The organism is Sagittula sp., assembly GCF_052825245.1.
On the sequence record NZ_JBRBWD010000032.1, the window covers coordinates 507759 to 522173 of the forward strand.

A 14415-nucleotide genomic window follows, 5' to 3' on the forward strand; every position below is an offset into this window, starting at 1 on the left:
AGCTAATGGCAGGCCATAATATTTATCGTTTGAGGGGTGCCGGCAAGACGAAATATACCTACGCCATGACATCAATTGATGTCACCCCGGGCGCCCCCTACGGCGCATTACCCAGAAAAGGACACCATCATGCGGTTCACCGCCATCGTCCTGTCGCGCGTCGCGGCAGGGCTTACCCTCGGCCTGTCTCTGGCCTCCGCCACCCTTGCCCAGACACCTCTCGAAACCCTGTCGGACACTGTCAGCCAGGTCGAGGAACGGTTGGGCGCGCGCGTCGGCCTGTCGCTTGTCGACACCGGATCAGGTCTGACGTGGGCCCATCGCGAGGACGAACGCTTCCTGATGAACAGCACCGTGAAGGTCCCGCTGTGCGGCGCCGTGCTTGCCCGGCGCGACGCCGGGGAGCTGTCCCTAGCAGAAGCGCTGCCCGTGACGGCAGAGGACATCGTCTCCTATGCGCCGGTCAGCGAACAGAAGGTCGGCCAGACGATGACTCTCGGCGAACTGTGCCTGGCCGCTATCGACATCAGCGACAACACCGCCGCAAACCTGCTGATCGACCGTCTGGGTGGACCAGAGGCCGTGACGCAGACCTTCCGGGACAGTGGCGACGAGGTCAGCCGCCTGGATCGGCTGGAGCCCGGGCTGAACGCCTTTGCGCCCGGCGATCCGCGCGACACGACAACTCCGGCGGCTATGAGCGCGACGCTGAGCCGGCTCCTGCTCGGGGATGTGCTGACGGCGGAATCGCGCGATCAGCTGGCGGACTGGATGAGCTACGGCGGCGTGACCGGCGCCCTGCTGCGCAGGGACGCGCCGGAAAGCTGGCAGATCCTCGACAAGTCCGGCGCCGGAACCCACACGCGCAACATCATCGCCGTGGTCATCCCGGACGACGCGTCGCCATGGATCGTCACGATCTTCGTCTCGGACACGGATGCGGATTTCGACACGCGCAACGCCGCCCTGCAGAAAATCGGCAGCGCCGTGATCGCCGTCATGGCGGACTGAGCGCAACTGCCCCGGTCAAGGCAATCTCAATCCGCATGGATCGGGCACATGAAAGCGCTTCGGCATCGGCGCCGCTGTCAAAACGGTGCCGGTGCCAACTGCACGCAATCCATGCGACCCAGGTGTCGCGGTATTTCCTGAAGTATTGGTCGGAGCGAGAGGATTCGAACCTCCGGCCCCTGCCTCCCGAAGACAGTGCTCTACCAGGCTGAGCTACGCTCCGACCGTGGAGCGCGGGATATATCGCCCGCGCGCCTTTGGCAAGAGACCATTTGCGGTCTTTTGCACGACCGTCGTCACTCGCCCGGAATTGCCGGTTCCGGCCGTTTGCGCGAACTGCGCAGGAACGGAGATATGCGGAACGACGACCCGTACCCGCGGGCCTTCGTCCTCAGCACCGGGGTCTGGGAACCGCTCTTCGCGCTTTCCCGCAGGACGATGTAGATGCCCGACGCGATGATGATGCCGGCGCCGATGACCGTGTAGCGGTCGACGCCCTCGTCGAACAGCAGGTAGCCGTAGGCCGTCGCCCAAAGGATCTGCGAATACTGCATGGGCGCGACGATGGTCGCCTCCCCGCTTTTGTAGGCCGCGATCAGGAAGAGGCCTGCGACGAACCCCATGGCCGAGATCAGCGCCGCCGCGCCCACATCGAGAATCGGCATGGGCTTGTAGACGGCGATCATCAGCGCCCCGACGACGATGTAGTTGGCCGCCATGGGGTAAAGCAGCAGCACGACCGAGCGTTCGTCATTGCCGATCTTGCGCACGATGATCGAGGCCAGCGCCCCGAAGATCGCTGATCCCACCCCCGCGAGGTGGCCCAGCGACATCGGCGTCGATCCGGGCCGCAGCACCACGAGAACGCCCAGCAGCCCGACACCGACCGCAAGTCCCCGGCGCCAGCCAACACGTTCGCCCAGCAGCGGGATCGACAGGAGCGTGATCAGCAGCGGCGTGGCGAAGAGGATCGCATAGGTCTGCGCAAGCGGCAGGACAGAGAAGGCGTAGAACGCGCACATCCCGTTGATCATCGCCGCGGCGGTCCGGATCGCGGTCCACCACGGGTGAACCGGGCGCAGCGTGCCGGGCAGCGGATCGCGCATCAGCATGAAGCTGACCAGAGGGAACGACATCAGCGTCGAAAAGAAGATCACCTGGAACGGAGAGTAGCTCGCCCCGAGATATTTGATGATCACATCGTGCGTCGCGAAAATACCGAAGGCGGTCAGCGCGAGCAGCGCGCCTTTTGCGTTGGGTGACATGTCGGGAGGCCTGTGTTCTTGTTTGTAGCAACGCTAAGCGCAGCCTTCGCGCGGATGCAAGACCACCCCGCCCGCCAAAATCCATAAAGTCTGCGCTTTGCACGCAACTTCACCGGTGCGCCATTGTCACATGCCCTGCAAGGGCCGGTACGGCATGGCGAAACCGCGCTCGCGGTGCATGGGCATAAGGCCGCGCAAGCCCGATGCAGCGGCCGCCCGTCTAGGTCACGACCCGGGCGCGGGACGGAAAAGGGCGGCGCCATGTGGCACCGCCCCGATCATCTCAGGCCAGACGATTCGTCAGAGGCTGGCGTCGAGCGCCGCAACGATGGCATCGCCCATCTCGGTGGTCGACACCGGCGCCTTGCCTTCTTCGCCCAGCAGGTCGGCGGTGCGCAGACCGTCGGCCAGCACCTTCTCCACCGCCTGCTCAAGACGCGTGGCCTCGTCTCCCTGGTCGAACGAGTAGCGCAGGGCCATGGCGAAGCTGAGGATGCAGGCGATCGGGTTGGCCTTGCCCTGACCGGCGATATCCGGCGCGGAGCCGTGCACCGGCTCGTACAGCGCCTTCGGACGGCCGTTCGCCATCGGCGCCCCCAGCGAGGCGGAGGGCAGCATGCCCAGCGACCCGGTCAGCATCGCGGCGAGGTCGGACAAAAGGTCGCCGAACAGGTTGTCGGTAACGATCACGTCGAACTGCTTGGGCCAGCGGGTCAGCTGCATGGCGCCCGCGTCGGCGTACATGTGCGACAGCTCGACTTCCGGGTAATCCTTGCCCACCTCGGTCACGACCTCGCGCCACAGGACGCCGGATTCCATGACGTTGGCCTTCTCCATCGAGCACAGCTTCTTGTTGCGGCGCATCGCGAGTTCGAATGCGGAGCGCGCCACGCGGTCGATCTCCGACTCGGTGTAGCGCTGGGTGTTGATGCCCACCCGCTCGTTGCCTTCCTCGATGATGCCGCGCGGCTCGCCGAAGTAGACACCGGAGGTCAGCTCGCGCACGATCATGATGTCGAGGCCCGCAACCACGTCGGTCTTCAGGGACGAGAAATCCGCCAGCGCGTCAAAGCACTGCGCCGGGCGCAGGTTGGCGTAAAGGTCCATCTCCTTGCGCAGGCGCAGAAGGCCGCGCTCCGGCTTCACCGAGAAGTCCAGCACGTCGTACTTCGGACCGCCCACGGCACCCAGCAGGACAGCGTCGGCTTCCTGCGCCTTGGCCATCGTCTCATCGGTCAGCGGCGTTCCGTGCGCGTCGTAGGCCGCACCGCCCACGAGGTCTTCGGAGACGTCGAAAGCAAGGTCGCGCTTGGCACCGTACCAGTCGATGACCTTGCGCACTTCGGCCATGACTTCGGGGCCGATCCCGTCACCGGGCAGGATGAGAAGCGAGGGATTGCTCATGGAAGGCTGTCCTTTGTTCGTGATTGCGTTGTCGCCTATCGGCTGGGCGACGAAACGTCAAGAAACGCAGGGCCTGAGCCCCTCGGCCAGCGCGTCCCAGACCCGCCTGATCCGGGGCGTGTTGCGCATCGCCTCATGCGCCGCCAGCCAGACCGGCAAGGTCGGCATCGGGATATCGGGAAGAAGGCGTTCCACCTTCGGGTCGGCGTCAGCGAAAAGGCACTGGGCAAAGCCGATCCCGCAGCCCGCACGCACCAGTTCCCAGTAGACGGTCTGGTGATCCGTGCGGGTGGCGAACCAGTCCCGCTGCACCTCCAGCCCGAAGTCGCGCATGCCCTTCAGGATCAGGTCCGACCGGTCATAACCCACCACATCATGTTCGAAGAACCGCGCGATGTCGGTCAGCCGCCCGCGCCGCGCGATGTAATCCTTCGACGCATAGAGGCCCAGCTCGATTTCGCCGATGTACTTCGTCACGATGTCGAGCTGTTCTGTCTGGTACATGCGCACGGCGATGTCGGCCTCGCGGTACAGCAGGTTCTCCGACCGGTCGGTGGGCACGAGGTCGATGCTGATCTCCGGCTCTTCCTGGCGCAGGCGGGCGATGATCGGCGGCAGATGCACCTGCGAGGTAAAGACGCTGGCGGTGATCCTGACCGGACCGGACAGCTTCTCCGACCGTCCCGCGGCGGCAAGGCTCAGCGCGTTCAGCGACTCCGCCATGGTCCGTGCGTACGGCATCAGCGCCGTCCCCGCCTCCGTCAGGCACAGCCCGCGCGCCTGCCGGTGGAACAGCGTGACGTCCAGCGCCTCTTCCATCTGCTTCACCTGCCGGCCCGCCGTCGGCTGCGAGATGTTGAGCCGCCGCGCCGCCTCCGACAGCGATCCGCTCTCGCCGACGGCGAGGAAGGTCTGCACCAGCGACCAGTCGAGCTTGGCAAAGGCATCCATTCACTAATGAATACACGTTCTGCGAAAACCGGCAATTCCGGCATCGCGTTGAATAGATCATCATGACGGCCATCCAGATGCAGGAGCGAGATCATGACGGGACGGGTCCTTATCCTTGGCGCCACCGGGCGTTTCGGGCGCAACGCGGCAGAGGCGTTCTGGAATGCCGGCTGGCGGGTCCACCTGTTCGACCGGACACAGGACGACCTGATGCAGGCGGCAGAGGGCATGGACGTGATCGTTCACGGCTGGAACCCGGCCTACACGGACTGGGCGGCGCAGATCCCCGGCCTGACCGCACGGGTGATCGCGGCGGCGAAGGCTTCCGGCGCGACGATCCTCGTGCCGGGCAATGTCTATGTCTTCGGCGTCGACGCCCAGGCGGAGTTCGGCCCGGGCGTGCCCCACGCCGCCACCAATCCGCTTGGCCGGGTGCGGATCGCGATGGAGGAAAGCCTGCGCGCCTCCGGCGTTCAGGTCATCATCCTGCGCGCGGGCGATTTCCTCGACACCGAGGCGTCCGGCAACTGGTTCGACAAGCAGATCGCCCCCTCGCTTCGGCGGGGTGTCCTGACCTGGCCCGGCGACCCGGATGCGGATCACGCCTGGGCCTTCCTGCCGGACATGGCCCGTGCCGCGGTGCGACTGGCGGACCATCGCAAGGAACTGCCCCGCGTGTCCGACATCAACTTCCCGGGCTACACGCTGACCGGCCGGGACCTGGCCTTGGCCTGCGCCCGCGCGCTGAACCGTCCGGTAAAGCTCCGCCGCATGTCCTGGCTGCCGCTCTGGCTCGCGCGGCCGTTCTGGCCCATGGCCGCGCCCTTGCTGGAAATGCGCTACCTCTGGTCGAAGCCCCACAGGCTGACCCGCGACAGCTTGGACGCCGTTTTGCCGGACTTCCAGGAAACGCCGCTCGACGACGCGATCGCCCGCGCGCTTGCACCGATCATCGGGGCCACGCCAGATCGACCCAGACCAACCCATGCGGGCCCGCGTCAGCCGCAGGCCCAGTGACACCGGCGCCGATGACGGCGAACCGCGCGTCGGGCAGCACGTAGGACACCCGCATCGGCCCCGTTCTGTCCCACCGCACCGTATCCGACCCCGGCATCGGGTCCTGAAGGCGGTCGTGGCCCAGAACCCGCCGGGCCGCCTCGCGCAGGCCGTCGCCCCGCTCCGGATCGACGTTGAGGTTGCCGAGCAGGATCACCGGCATCTGCGGCATCTCACCCATCCGGCCATCGAGGACGTGCAACCACAGCACTGCCTCGTCAAAGTTCCTCCGGCCGTTGCGGTCCTCCGGCCCGTCGAACACCGGCGGCGTCGCGGCCAGCGTCAGCAGCGCCAGCGGGCCATGCGGCGTGTCGACAGTCACCTGCCAGTGCGCAGCGGTCGACAGTCTCTGGACATCATGGCCCGGGTCGTTGGCGGCGATCAGGCTCTCCGGCGTGTCCTTCCACAGCAGTTCCGACAGGTCCCGCTCCAGCGTCAGCGGATAGCGTGCCAGCACGGCCATGCCGCCCTGCCCGTTGAAATACCCGAACCCCTGCGCATCGCGCGGCCCGCCCAGCCGCCCGTCGCCGTCGAGGTCCAGCCCGGTCGGCCGCCCGGTGTTGGGCCGCGCGGCCAGCACATGCGGCAGGTCCAGCCCCGCCTCCCGAAACGCATCGCGCAGGGCGGACAGCGCGGTCAGCCCGCCGTCGTAGTCCATGTCGGTCAGCAACAGCACATCGGGGGAGGCGTCGAGGATCGGGCCAAGGGGCACCTCCCCCGCCGCGATACCCTGAAACAGCAGCCCCGGCCCCTTCCGGCTGAAATCGCCGTGCCATGTTGCGACGCGCAGGCCCTCCGCCCGGGCGGCGACGGCGAAGGACAGGAACAGCAGGAGGGCCGAAAGGAAGGGGACGATCCGCGCGCGCCTGTTCAGGCCGCGCGACGGGCGCGGGGTCAGACCAGTTGCAGTTCGGCCTGTGCGTAGGCGCGGCGGCGCTTTTCCTCGATCAGGTCCGCGATCCGCATCAGGGCGACCCCACGCATGATCAGGCTTGCCGGGAGAAGGGACCATGCCACCATCGTCCAGATTAGGGCCTGGGAATCCAGGATGTTCGGCGCAAGGCCCCAGATCGAGGCCACCTTGAGAAGCGCCGGGAACAAGAATGGCAGCAAAAACCCTAAGGCCACGTTAAAATGGCTGTCCCGCTTTAGGCGCAGCAACACGTCGCCGCCGGTGGTCGGATCGAACAGCGGCAGGTTGACGAAGAAGTTGAACGCGCCCTTGCGCAGCGGCCAGTCCAGCAGCCGCACCAGCGCGACAAAGACCACCAGCGTGCTGATGGAGATCAGGTAGGCAAGCCCGGCAAGGCTGCGGATCAGGTCGCGCGCGGTCTCGGAGGCTTCTGCGGGCGCAGCCAGCACCATCAGGCGTACGGGCGAGAAGGGGAAATCCATGGCGGCGCCAATGCTGTGCCCCATGCCGCGCAGCGGGCCGGTCAGCGGCGTGGGCGCCTCGGCCCCGCGTGCGATCAGGGTCATCAGAACGACCGACATGAAAAGCGCGAAGAACCGGATGCGGTTGAACGGCGGCGCATCCCGGAACTCGATCAGAGAGGGGTAGTCGGAGACGTATTCGACAAACGTCAGCATGGCCGCGACAAGGGCCAGCAAGGCAACGATCTGCGTGGTATCGGGCCGAACCTGCGGCAGCATCATCGCCGGCAGGGCAATGAGCAATGCCACGAGAATCGCGCGCGCCGCGGCCGCCGCCAGACGTGAAATCAAAGATCTGCCCTTTCGTTCCGGACGGGTGCGATCCATGGCCGCGCCCTCGTTCCATCCCGATTCCGCCGATTATGGCGGTCTGCCTCATTGTTGCCCAAGTTTTGCCCCTTTTCCCCCGAGGCCTCAAGACCTGTGGAAAACTTTGAAGCAGTTTCAGGCAGTTTCGCGGATCCACTGGTGCCGGATTGCATCAAATTTCGGGCATTGCGGGGGCGATGTTGAAGGGCGCACAACATCTTGCGGTCGGTCGCGAGGGCACACCGACACATCCGCAAATTTATCGTTAACGTAAATCAATACGCCAAGGTTGAGCGCTTCGGCTTTTCAGTTGGTTACACACCAAGATTTGCGCCGTTCAGCGCGAATCTCCGGACTGATCCGCCCCGATCCGGTCTCGCCGCGGGCGCAGCATCAGGAAAGCCACCCCGGTCGAAATCAGCTCGATCCCCAGCAACACACCCGGCACGGTGGTCGAGGCCTCGACGAGGTTGAAGGCGATCAACACCGCCAGCGCGACGGAAATCGCCCCCGACAGCGCCAGCATCCAGATGCTGTCCGCATCGCGCCGCACCCATGCGAGGGCAAGCTGCATCACGCCGGAGGCGAAGAACAGGACGCCCAGCAGCAGCGTGAGGGAGATCATCCCCGACAGCGGGTTGAAGATGAAGCTTAGGCCCAGAACGATTTCCAGCAGCCCGAAGAGCCCGTTCCACAGCCGGTTTCCACCCTCGCCGAAGGCCGCCGCCACGTGCACGACGCCCGCGATGGCAAAGGCCCAGCCGACGATCAGCGTGACGGCCAACGACGCCGCGAAAGGCAGCAGCAGCGAAAGGATGCCGCCGACGATCAGAACGAGGCCGGACAGGGAAAGGAATGTGCGGGAAGACATGGGCGGCTCCGGAACTTTGATCTTCTGGGATCAAAACGCGGGACAGGCAGGCGCGGTTGCGCGCTGCGTCAAAAGGGCCCGCCGGCTGGGCGGGCCCATGGCAAGGCGGTCAGACCCAGGGACGTTCCTGCGCCATCTTCGCTTCGTAGCTGTCGATGGCCGGGGCCTTTTCAAGCGACAGCCCGATGTCGTCGAGACCTTCGAGCAGGCAGTGCTTCTTGAAGGGGTCGACCTCGAACGAGAAGGTTTCGCCCTCGGAGGACGACACGGTCTGGTTTTCCAGGTCGACGATCATCCGCGCGTTGGAGCCTTTTTCGGCGTCCTTCATCAGGATGTCGACGGCCTCCTGCGGCAGGACGATCGGCAGGATGCCGTTCTTGAAGCAGTTGTTGTAGAAGATGTCGGCGAAGGAGGTCGAAATGATCGACTTGATGCCGAAGTCCTTCAGCGCCCAGGGCGCGTGCTCGCGCGAGGAGCCGCAGCCGAAGTTGTCACCCGCGACGAGGATCTCCGCCTCGCGGTACTGCGGCTGGTTCAGCACGAAATCGGGGACCTCGTTGCCCTGCCGGTCATAGCGCATCTCGTCAAAGAGGTTCACGCCAAGGCCGGAGCGCTTGATCGTCTTCAGGAAGACCTTCGGGATGATCATGTCGGTGTCGATGTTGACCAGCGGCATGGGCGCCGCGATCCCGGTGAGTTTTTCGAACTTTTCCATTCGGGTTAATCCTTGATGGAGGGGCGGACTGCGCCGCCATGTGTCGGGTTGGACCTGCGGCGCGCGCGGGTCAGCACAAGGCCCACCCACGCGATGGCCGCGCCGATGCTGGCGAAGGCCGCGACAAAGCCGATCAGGGCGAAGGGCATGTCGGGCTGTGCAAGGACGAGCCAGAGGATCGTCGCGAAGAAGCACGCCAGCAGCGGCAGAAAGCCGAGAGCGGCCAGGCCGACTGCACGCGGGTCGCGGCTGGAGGCGCTGCGATCGACAGCACCCCCGGCCGACGGCCCGTCGAGCGTGGCCCGGACCATCTTACATCAGCTCCCGCACGTCGGTCAGGCGACCGGTCAGTGCGGCGGCGGCGGCCATGGCGGGCGACACGAGGTGCGTGCGGCCCTTGTAGCCCTGACGGCCCTCGAAGTTGCGGTTCGAGGTCGAGGCGCAGCGCTCACCCTCGGACAGCTGGTCGGGGTTCATCGCGAGGCACATGGAACAGCCCGCAAGGCGCCATTCGAACCCGGCATCGGTGAAGATCTTGTCGAGCCCCTCTTCCTCGGCCTGCGCCCTGACAAGACCGGAGCCCGGAACCACCATCGCGCGGCCGACCTTGATCTTCTTGCCTTCGACGATCTGCGCTGCGGCGCGCAGGTCCTCGATCCGGCCGTTGGTGCAGGACCCGATAAAGACGGTGTCAATCTCGATGTCGGTCAGCTTCTGGCCCGGCGTCAGGCCCATGTAGGCCAGCGCACGTTTCGCCGCCTCGACCTTGCCGCCCTTGAAGTCCTCCGGCGCGGGCACGAAGGCGGAAATCGGCAGCACGTCCTCGGGCGAGGTGCCCCAGGTCACGACCGGCTCGATTTCTTCGCCCTTGATCGTCACGACCTTGTCCCAATGGGCATCGTCGTCCGAGTAGAGCGTCTTCCACCAGTTCAGCGCGGCCTCGTACTGCGCACCCTTCGGCGCGTGGGCACGGCCCTTCACGTATTCGAAGGTCTTCTCGTCCGGCGCGATCAGGCCGGCGCGGGCGCCGCCCTCGATGGCCATGTTGCAGACCGTCATGCGGCCTTCCATCGACAGGTCGCGGATCGCCTCGCCGCAGTACTCGATGACATAGCCGGTGCCGCCCGCGGTGCCGGTGGCGCCGATGACGGAGAGGGTGATGTCCTTCGCGGTCACACCGGGGCGCAGCTTGCCGGTAATCTCGACCTTCATGTTCTTCGACTTCTTCTGGATCAGCGTCTGGGTGGCCAGCACGTGCTCCACCTCGGAGGTGCCGATGCCATGCGCCAGCGCGCCGAAGGCGCCGTGTGTCGCGGTATGGGAGTCACCGCACACGACCGTCATGCCCGGCAGCGTCCAGCCGTTCTCCGGCCCGACGATGTGCACGATGCCCTGGCGGACGTCGCTCACCGGGTAGTAGTGCACGCCGAAGTCCTTGGCGTTCTTGTCCAGCGCGGCGACCTGGATGGCCGAATCCTCGGTCATGTTCTTCGGGTCTTCGCGGCCCGGCGTGGTCGGCACGTTGTGGTCCGGCACGGCGATGGTCTTTTCCGGCGCGCGCACCTTGCGGCCCGCCATGCGGAGACCTTCGAATGCCTGAGGCGACGTCACCTCGTGGACGAGGTGGCGGTCGATATAAAGGAGGCAGGTGCCGTCCGCGTCTTCGCTGACGACATGGGCATCCCAGATCTTGTCATAGAGTGTCTTGGGGGACATCGGTCCTCTCCCGTGATTTTGCATGGGTGTAACAGGATGGCAGGCGCGTGGACGGGGCCACGCGCGAAATCACACGGATAGACGGGCGAGCACCGTGTGGGTCGCGCCGAAGAAACGTTCGCGCAGACGGGCGCGGTCTCCGAGGTTGAGCAGTCTTGCCATGGGCGGGAGATACAGCCTGCGGCCGAGTCTATCAAGGGTAAGCGCATGTCGCGCGGATCACCCTCAGGCTTGCTTGCTGGGCCGGTTGCAATAGACTGTTCTCCCACGAGCGGACGCAGAGGACGAAAAGCCCGCATGGACCCACAAGAGACGCTGCCCATCGACCCCGAGGCCATCCGAGGGATCTGGGAGTTCCTGTCGTCCGAGGGCGCGATCCTCTGGCGGGAGGCGATGCGCCCCTGGACGCTCTACCAGATCGGCATCGTGATCGGGTTGTTCTTCTTGGCATGGGCAATGCGCGCCGCGCTCCAGCCGCGTTACGCCGAATGGCTCCGGGCACGCGACAACTGGCCGAAGTGGCGCCTGCGCATCGGCCTGATCGTCCAGCGCCGGATGCGGATGATCCTCTTCGTGGCGATGATCTGGGTCGTCTACCTCGTGATGAAGGAGCTCACGTGGAACTCCCGCACGGTCCTTCTGCGGGTGGTGGCGAACCTGTCGACCGCCTGGCTCTTCATCGCCTTCGCCACCCGGATGATCGCCAACCCCGCGCTTGGCGTGGTGGTGCGGTACGGCGCCTGGACATGGGCGACGCTGTCGATCCTCGGCTGGACGGACGAGACGCAGGGGACGCTGGAATCCGTCGCGCTGACCATCGGAGAGACCCGGCTGTCCGTCTGGCTGATCCTGAAGGCCATCGTCGTCATGGCCTGCATGCTGGCAATGGCGCGGCTGATGGTGGGCGCCTCCGCCGCCTCGATCCAGCGCAACAAGGACATCAGCCCGTCCATGCAGGTGCTGGCGGTGAAGGTGCTTCAGGTGGTGCTCTTCGGCTCCGCCTTCTTCATCGCGCTGAAATCCGTTGGCGTCGACCTGACCGGGCTTGCCGTGCTGTCCGGTGCCATCGGCGTCGGCCTCGGCTTCGGCCTGCAAAAGGTGGTCTCGAACCTCGTCTCCGGCATCATCATCCTGCTCGACAAGTCGATCAAGCCGGGCGACGTCATCAGCCTTGGCGAGACCTTCGGCTGGATCGAGTCGCTGGGCGCGCGCTATGTCAGCGTCGTCACCCGCGACGGCAAGGAATACCTGATCCCGAACGAGGACCTGATCACCGGACAGGTGGTGAACTGGTCGCACTCGAACGATTTCGTCCGGCTGGATATCTACTTCGGCACCTCCTACCACGACGACCCGCACAAGGTCCGCAAGATCGCCATCGAGGCCGCCAAGGGCGTGGAACGCGTGCTGACCTTCAAGCCGCCGGTCTGCCACGTGGTGGGTTTCGGCGATTCGTCCGTCGACTACATCCTGCGCTTCTGGATCACCGACCCCACGGGCGGCCTGACGAACATCCGCGGCAACGTCTTCCTCGCGCTCTGGGACGCCTTTCAGGAAAACGGCATCTCCATCCCCTTCCCGCAGCGCGAGGTCCGCCTTCTGAAGGACGGCCCGGACGCGGAAAAACCCGCCACGGCGGGCGTGGATTAACGGGACTTTAGGAGCGCGCGCACCATCTCTGGTGCATGTCACAGTACGAAGAACCCGGTCACAGCAGACACACCACGCGCAAGGCGCAGGGCAATCCCTTTGCGTCGGGTGGCGGGCCGAACGTGGCGCCGCGCGGGCTGTGCTCCTCGCGGAAGCTCTCGATCTGGCAGGAACTGGCCCGACTGGTCAGTCGCAAACCGTCCAGCCGCCCCACGCCCCCGTTGTCTCACCGGCGGCACTGAGGAAAACCGAAAGGACGAAACGTCGCGGCTGACATCCTCCCCGTGCCTGCGCATAGTCGCGCAAGAAGAGGGGAGATTTTCATGGACGACATCGTAATCCTCGGCGGTGCCCGCACCGCCATGGGCACCTTCGGCGGCAGCCTGTCCGGCGTGGCACCGATCGACACCGCCACCGCCGCGGCGAAGGCGGCGCTGGAACGATCCGGCGTCGAAGGCGGCCAGATCGGCACCGTGGTGTTCGGGCACGTCATCAACACCGAACCGCGCGACATGTACCTCAGCCGCGTCGCCGCGATGCAGGCGGGCATCCCCGACACCGTTCCGGCGATGAACGTCAACCGGCTGTGCGGATCGGGCGCGCAGGCCATCGTGTCGGGCGTGCAGGCGCTGGCGCTCGGCGATGCGGACTTCGCCCTCGTCGGCGGGGCAGAGGCAATGTCGCGCTCGCCCTACATCGTGCCGGACCAGCGCTGGGGCGCCAAGATGGGCGACATCCGCACGCTGGACATGATGCTGGGCGCGCTGAACTGCCCCTTCGGCACCGGCCACATGGGCGTGACGGCGGAAAACGTATCGGCCGAGCATTCCGTCAGCCGCGAGGAGCAGGACGCCTTCGCCTTTGAGAGCCAGAAACGCGCCGCCGCCGCCATCGAGGCCGGGTATTTCGACAGCCAGATCGTGCCGGTCGAGGTGAAGGTGAAGCGCGACACCGTCAGCTTCAGGACCGACGAACACCCCAAGGCCACCAGCCTCGAGGCGCTGGCCGGCCTGCGCCCCGCCTTCAAGAAGGACGGCACCGTGACGGCGGGCAACGCCTCCGGCATCAACGACGGCGCCGCGGCGCTGGTCGTGGCCCGCGCCGGCGCCGCAGAGAAGGCCGGCCTCAAGCCTCGGGCCCGCGTGCTGGGCTACGCCCACGCCGGTGTCCGTCCGGAGGTCATGGGCATCGGCCCCGTCCCGGCGGTCGAGGCGCTGCTGAAGCGCACCGGACTGACCGCGGACGACTTCGACGTGATCGAGTCGAACGAGGCCTTCGCGGCGCAAGCGCTGGCGGTGAACAAGGCCCTCGGTCTCGACCCGGCGAAGGTGAACCCCAACGGCGGCGCCATCGCCCTTGGCCACCCGGTCGGCGCGACGGGCGCGATCATCACGGTGAAGGCGCTTTATGAGCTTGAACGCATCGGCGGGTCGAAGGCGCTGATCACCATGTGCATCGGCGGCGGACAGGGCATCGCCCTCGCCATCGAGCGGATCTGACACGGAAAGGGGGTGGAGTGAAACTCCACCCTACATCGCCGAGGAGCGAGTTCATGAAGCCAGTGCTCGGAAATGCCCGGTATCTCGTGATGATCGCGGTCGTGGGCGCTCTTATCGCCGCCGTCTGCCTGATGGTCTACGGCTTCCTGGAGGGCGGCAAGCTGGTTTTCTCGCTGATCGAGAAGGCCGAGGTCACACGCAAGGGCGCCAAGGAGATGGCGCTGGAATTCATCGAGATCATCGACCTCTTCCTCATGGGGACGGTGTTCTACATCATCTCCGTCGGGCTTTATTCGCTGTTCATCAACACAGACGTGCGCCTGCCGGAATGGCTGAAGATCCGCACGCTGGACGACCTGAAGAACAAGCTCCTGTCGGTGGTGATCGTGGTGCTTGCGGTGGTCTTCCTCGGGCAGGCCGTGGCCTGGGACGGGGCGCGCGACCTCATGGGGCTGGGCATCGGCATCGCCGCGGTGATCGCCGCGCTGACGTGGTTCATCAGCGTGAAGGCCGGGAACAAGGGCGAGTAGCGCC

Annotated in this window: 14 protein-coding genes and 1 tRNA gene; 5 read left to right on the forward strand and 10 right to left on the reverse strand. The window is 65.9% G+C overall.

Going from position 1 to position 14415, the window contains the following annotated elements:
* Positions 1-129 precede the first annotated feature (129 nt).
* Positions 130-1011, forward strand: coding sequence for a class A beta-lactamase (gene bla / locus ACU0DV_RS13495; RefSeq protein WP_446241614.1), 882 nt, complete (start codon positions 130-132; stop codon positions 1009-1011).
* A 146-nt stretch (positions 1012-1157) separates the two neighbouring features.
* Here the strand turns inward: bla and ACU0DV_RS13500 are convergent.
* The 4 genes from ACU0DV_RS13500 to ACU0DV_RS13515 form a co-directional block, all read right to left on the reverse strand.
* A tRNA-Pro gene (locus tag ACU0DV_RS13500) sits at positions 1158-1234 on the reverse strand.
* A gap of 73 nt (positions 1235-1307) precedes the next feature.
* Positions 1308-2276, reverse strand: coding sequence for a DMT family transporter (locus ACU0DV_RS13505; RefSeq protein WP_100928584.1), 969 nt, complete (start codon positions 2274-2276; stop codon positions 1308-1310).
* A gap of 300 nt (positions 2277-2576) precedes the next feature.
* Positions 2577-3680, reverse strand: a complete 1104-nt coding sequence (gene leuB, locus ACU0DV_RS13510) for a 3-isopropylmalate dehydrogenase (protein WP_100928585.1) — start codon at positions 3678-3680, stop codon at positions 2577-2579.
* Between the two features lie 57 nt (positions 3681-3737).
* Positions 3738-4631, reverse strand: coding sequence for a LysR family transcriptional regulator (locus ACU0DV_RS13515; RefSeq protein WP_446241615.1), 894 nt, complete (start codon positions 4629-4631; stop codon positions 3738-3740).
* Between the two features lie 93 nt (positions 4632-4724).
* On the opposite strand from ACU0DV_RS13515, the gene ACU0DV_RS13520 reads away from it, so the two are divergent.
* A complete protein-coding gene (locus tag ACU0DV_RS13520) occupies positions 4725-5648 on the forward strand; it encodes an NAD-dependent epimerase/dehydratase family protein (protein ID WP_446241616.1) in 924 nt (307 codons plus the stop codon).
* Here ACU0DV_RS13520 and ACU0DV_RS13525 read toward each other — a convergent pair.
* From ACU0DV_RS13525 to leuC, 6 genes are all read right to left on the reverse strand, one after another.
* Positions 5581-6399, reverse strand: a complete 819-nt coding sequence (locus ACU0DV_RS13525) for an endonuclease/exonuclease/phosphatase family protein (protein WP_446241617.1) — start codon at positions 6397-6399, stop codon at positions 5581-5583. The two genes, ACU0DV_RS13520 and ACU0DV_RS13525, sit on opposite strands and share 68 nt — an antisense overlap.
* A 182-nt stretch (positions 6400-6581) precedes the next feature.
* Complete coding sequence (locus tag ACU0DV_RS13530) at positions 6582-7412, reverse strand: hypothetical protein (protein ID WP_370311452.1); 831 nt, start codon at positions 7410-7412, stop codon at positions 6582-6584.
* A 355-nt stretch (positions 7413-7767) separates the two neighbouring features.
* Complete coding sequence (locus ACU0DV_RS13535) at positions 7768-8301, reverse strand: HdeD family acid-resistance protein (RefSeq protein ID WP_283981604.1); 534 nt, start codon at positions 8299-8301, stop codon at positions 7768-7770.
* Positions 8302-8410: 109 nt separating this feature from the next.
* Entirely contained in the window at positions 8411-9016 is a 606-nt protein-coding gene (gene leuD, locus ACU0DV_RS13540; RefSeq protein ID WP_100928589.1) for a 3-isopropylmalate dehydratase small subunit, read from the reverse strand.
* 5 nt (positions 9017-9021) lie between these two features.
* Entirely contained in the window at positions 9022-9327 is a 306-nt protein-coding gene (locus ACU0DV_RS13545; RefSeq protein WP_283981606.1) for a hypothetical protein, read from the reverse strand.
* A 1-nt stretch (position 9328) separates the two neighbouring features.
* Complete coding sequence (gene leuC / locus ACU0DV_RS13550) at positions 9329-10732, reverse strand: 3-isopropylmalate dehydratase large subunit (RefSeq protein WP_100928591.1); 1404 nt, start codon at positions 10730-10732, stop codon at positions 9329-9331.
* Positions 10733-11029: 297 nt separating this feature from the next.
* Here leuC and ACU0DV_RS13555 point away from each other — a divergent pair, with 297 nt between their 5' ends.
* From ACU0DV_RS13555 to ACU0DV_RS13565, 3 genes are all read left to right on the forward strand, one after another.
* Positions 11030-12382, forward strand: a complete 1353-nt coding sequence (locus ACU0DV_RS13555) for a mechanosensitive ion channel family protein (RefSeq protein ID WP_446241618.1) — start codon at positions 11030-11032, stop codon at positions 12380-12382.
* A gap of 323 nt (positions 12383-12705) precedes the next feature.
* Positions 12706-13881 (forward strand): acetyl-CoA C-acyltransferase family protein, encoded by a 1176-nt coding sequence (locus tag ACU0DV_RS13560; protein WP_446241619.1) that lies wholly within the window; start codon positions 12706-12708, stop codon positions 13879-13881.
* A 53-nt stretch (positions 13882-13934) separates the two neighbouring features.
* Entirely contained in the window at positions 13935-14411 is a 477-nt protein-coding gene (locus ACU0DV_RS13565; protein WP_283981609.1) for a YqhA family protein, read from the forward strand.
* Positions 14412-14415 lie beyond the last annotated feature (4 nt).

Coding starts and splice junctions, on each gene's coding strand:
- leuB (WP_100928585.1), bottom strand. CDS start 3,680: ATGAGCAATCCCTCGCTTCTCATCCTGCCCGGTGACGGGATCGGCCCC.
- ACU0DV_RS13515 (WP_446241615.1), bottom strand. CDS start 4,631: ATGGATGCCTTTGCCAAGCTCGACTGGTCGCTGGTGCAGACCTTCCTC.
- ACU0DV_RS13555 (WP_446241618.1), top strand. CDS start 11,030: ATGGACCCACAAGAGACGCTGCCCATCGACCCCGAGGCCATCCGAGGG.
- ACU0DV_RS13505 (WP_100928584.1), bottom strand. CDS start 2,276: ATGTCACCCAACGCAAAAGGCGCGCTGCTCGCGCTGACCGCCTTCGGT.
- ACU0DV_RS13560 (WP_446241619.1), top strand. CDS start 12,706: ATGGACGACATCGTAATCCTCGGCGGTGCCCGCACCGCCATGGGCACC.
- ACU0DV_RS13545 (WP_283981606.1), bottom strand. CDS start 9,327: ATGGTCCGGGCCACGCTCGACGGGCCGTCGGCCGGGGGTGCTGTCGAT.
- leuC (WP_100928591.1), bottom strand. CDS start 10,732: ATGTCCCCCAAGACACTCTATGACAAGATCTGGGATGCCCATGTCGTC.
- ACU0DV_RS13520 (WP_446241616.1), top strand. CDS start 4,725: ATGACGGGACGGGTCCTTATCCTTGGCGCCACCGGGCGTTTCGGGCGC.
- leuD (WP_100928589.1), bottom strand. CDS start 9,016: ATGGAAAAGTTCGAAAAACTCACCGGGATCGCGGCGCCCATGCCGCTG.
- ACU0DV_RS13535 (WP_283981604.1), bottom strand. CDS start 8,301: ATGTCTTCCCGCACATTCCTTTCCCTGTCCGGCCTCGTTCTGATCGTC.
- bla (WP_446241614.1), top strand. CDS start 130: ATGCGGTTCACCGCCATCGTCCTGTCGCGCGTCGCGGCAGGGCTTACC.
- ACU0DV_RS13565 (WP_283981609.1), top strand. CDS start 13,935: ATGAAGCCAGTGCTCGGAAATGCCCGGTATCTCGTGATGATCGCGGTC.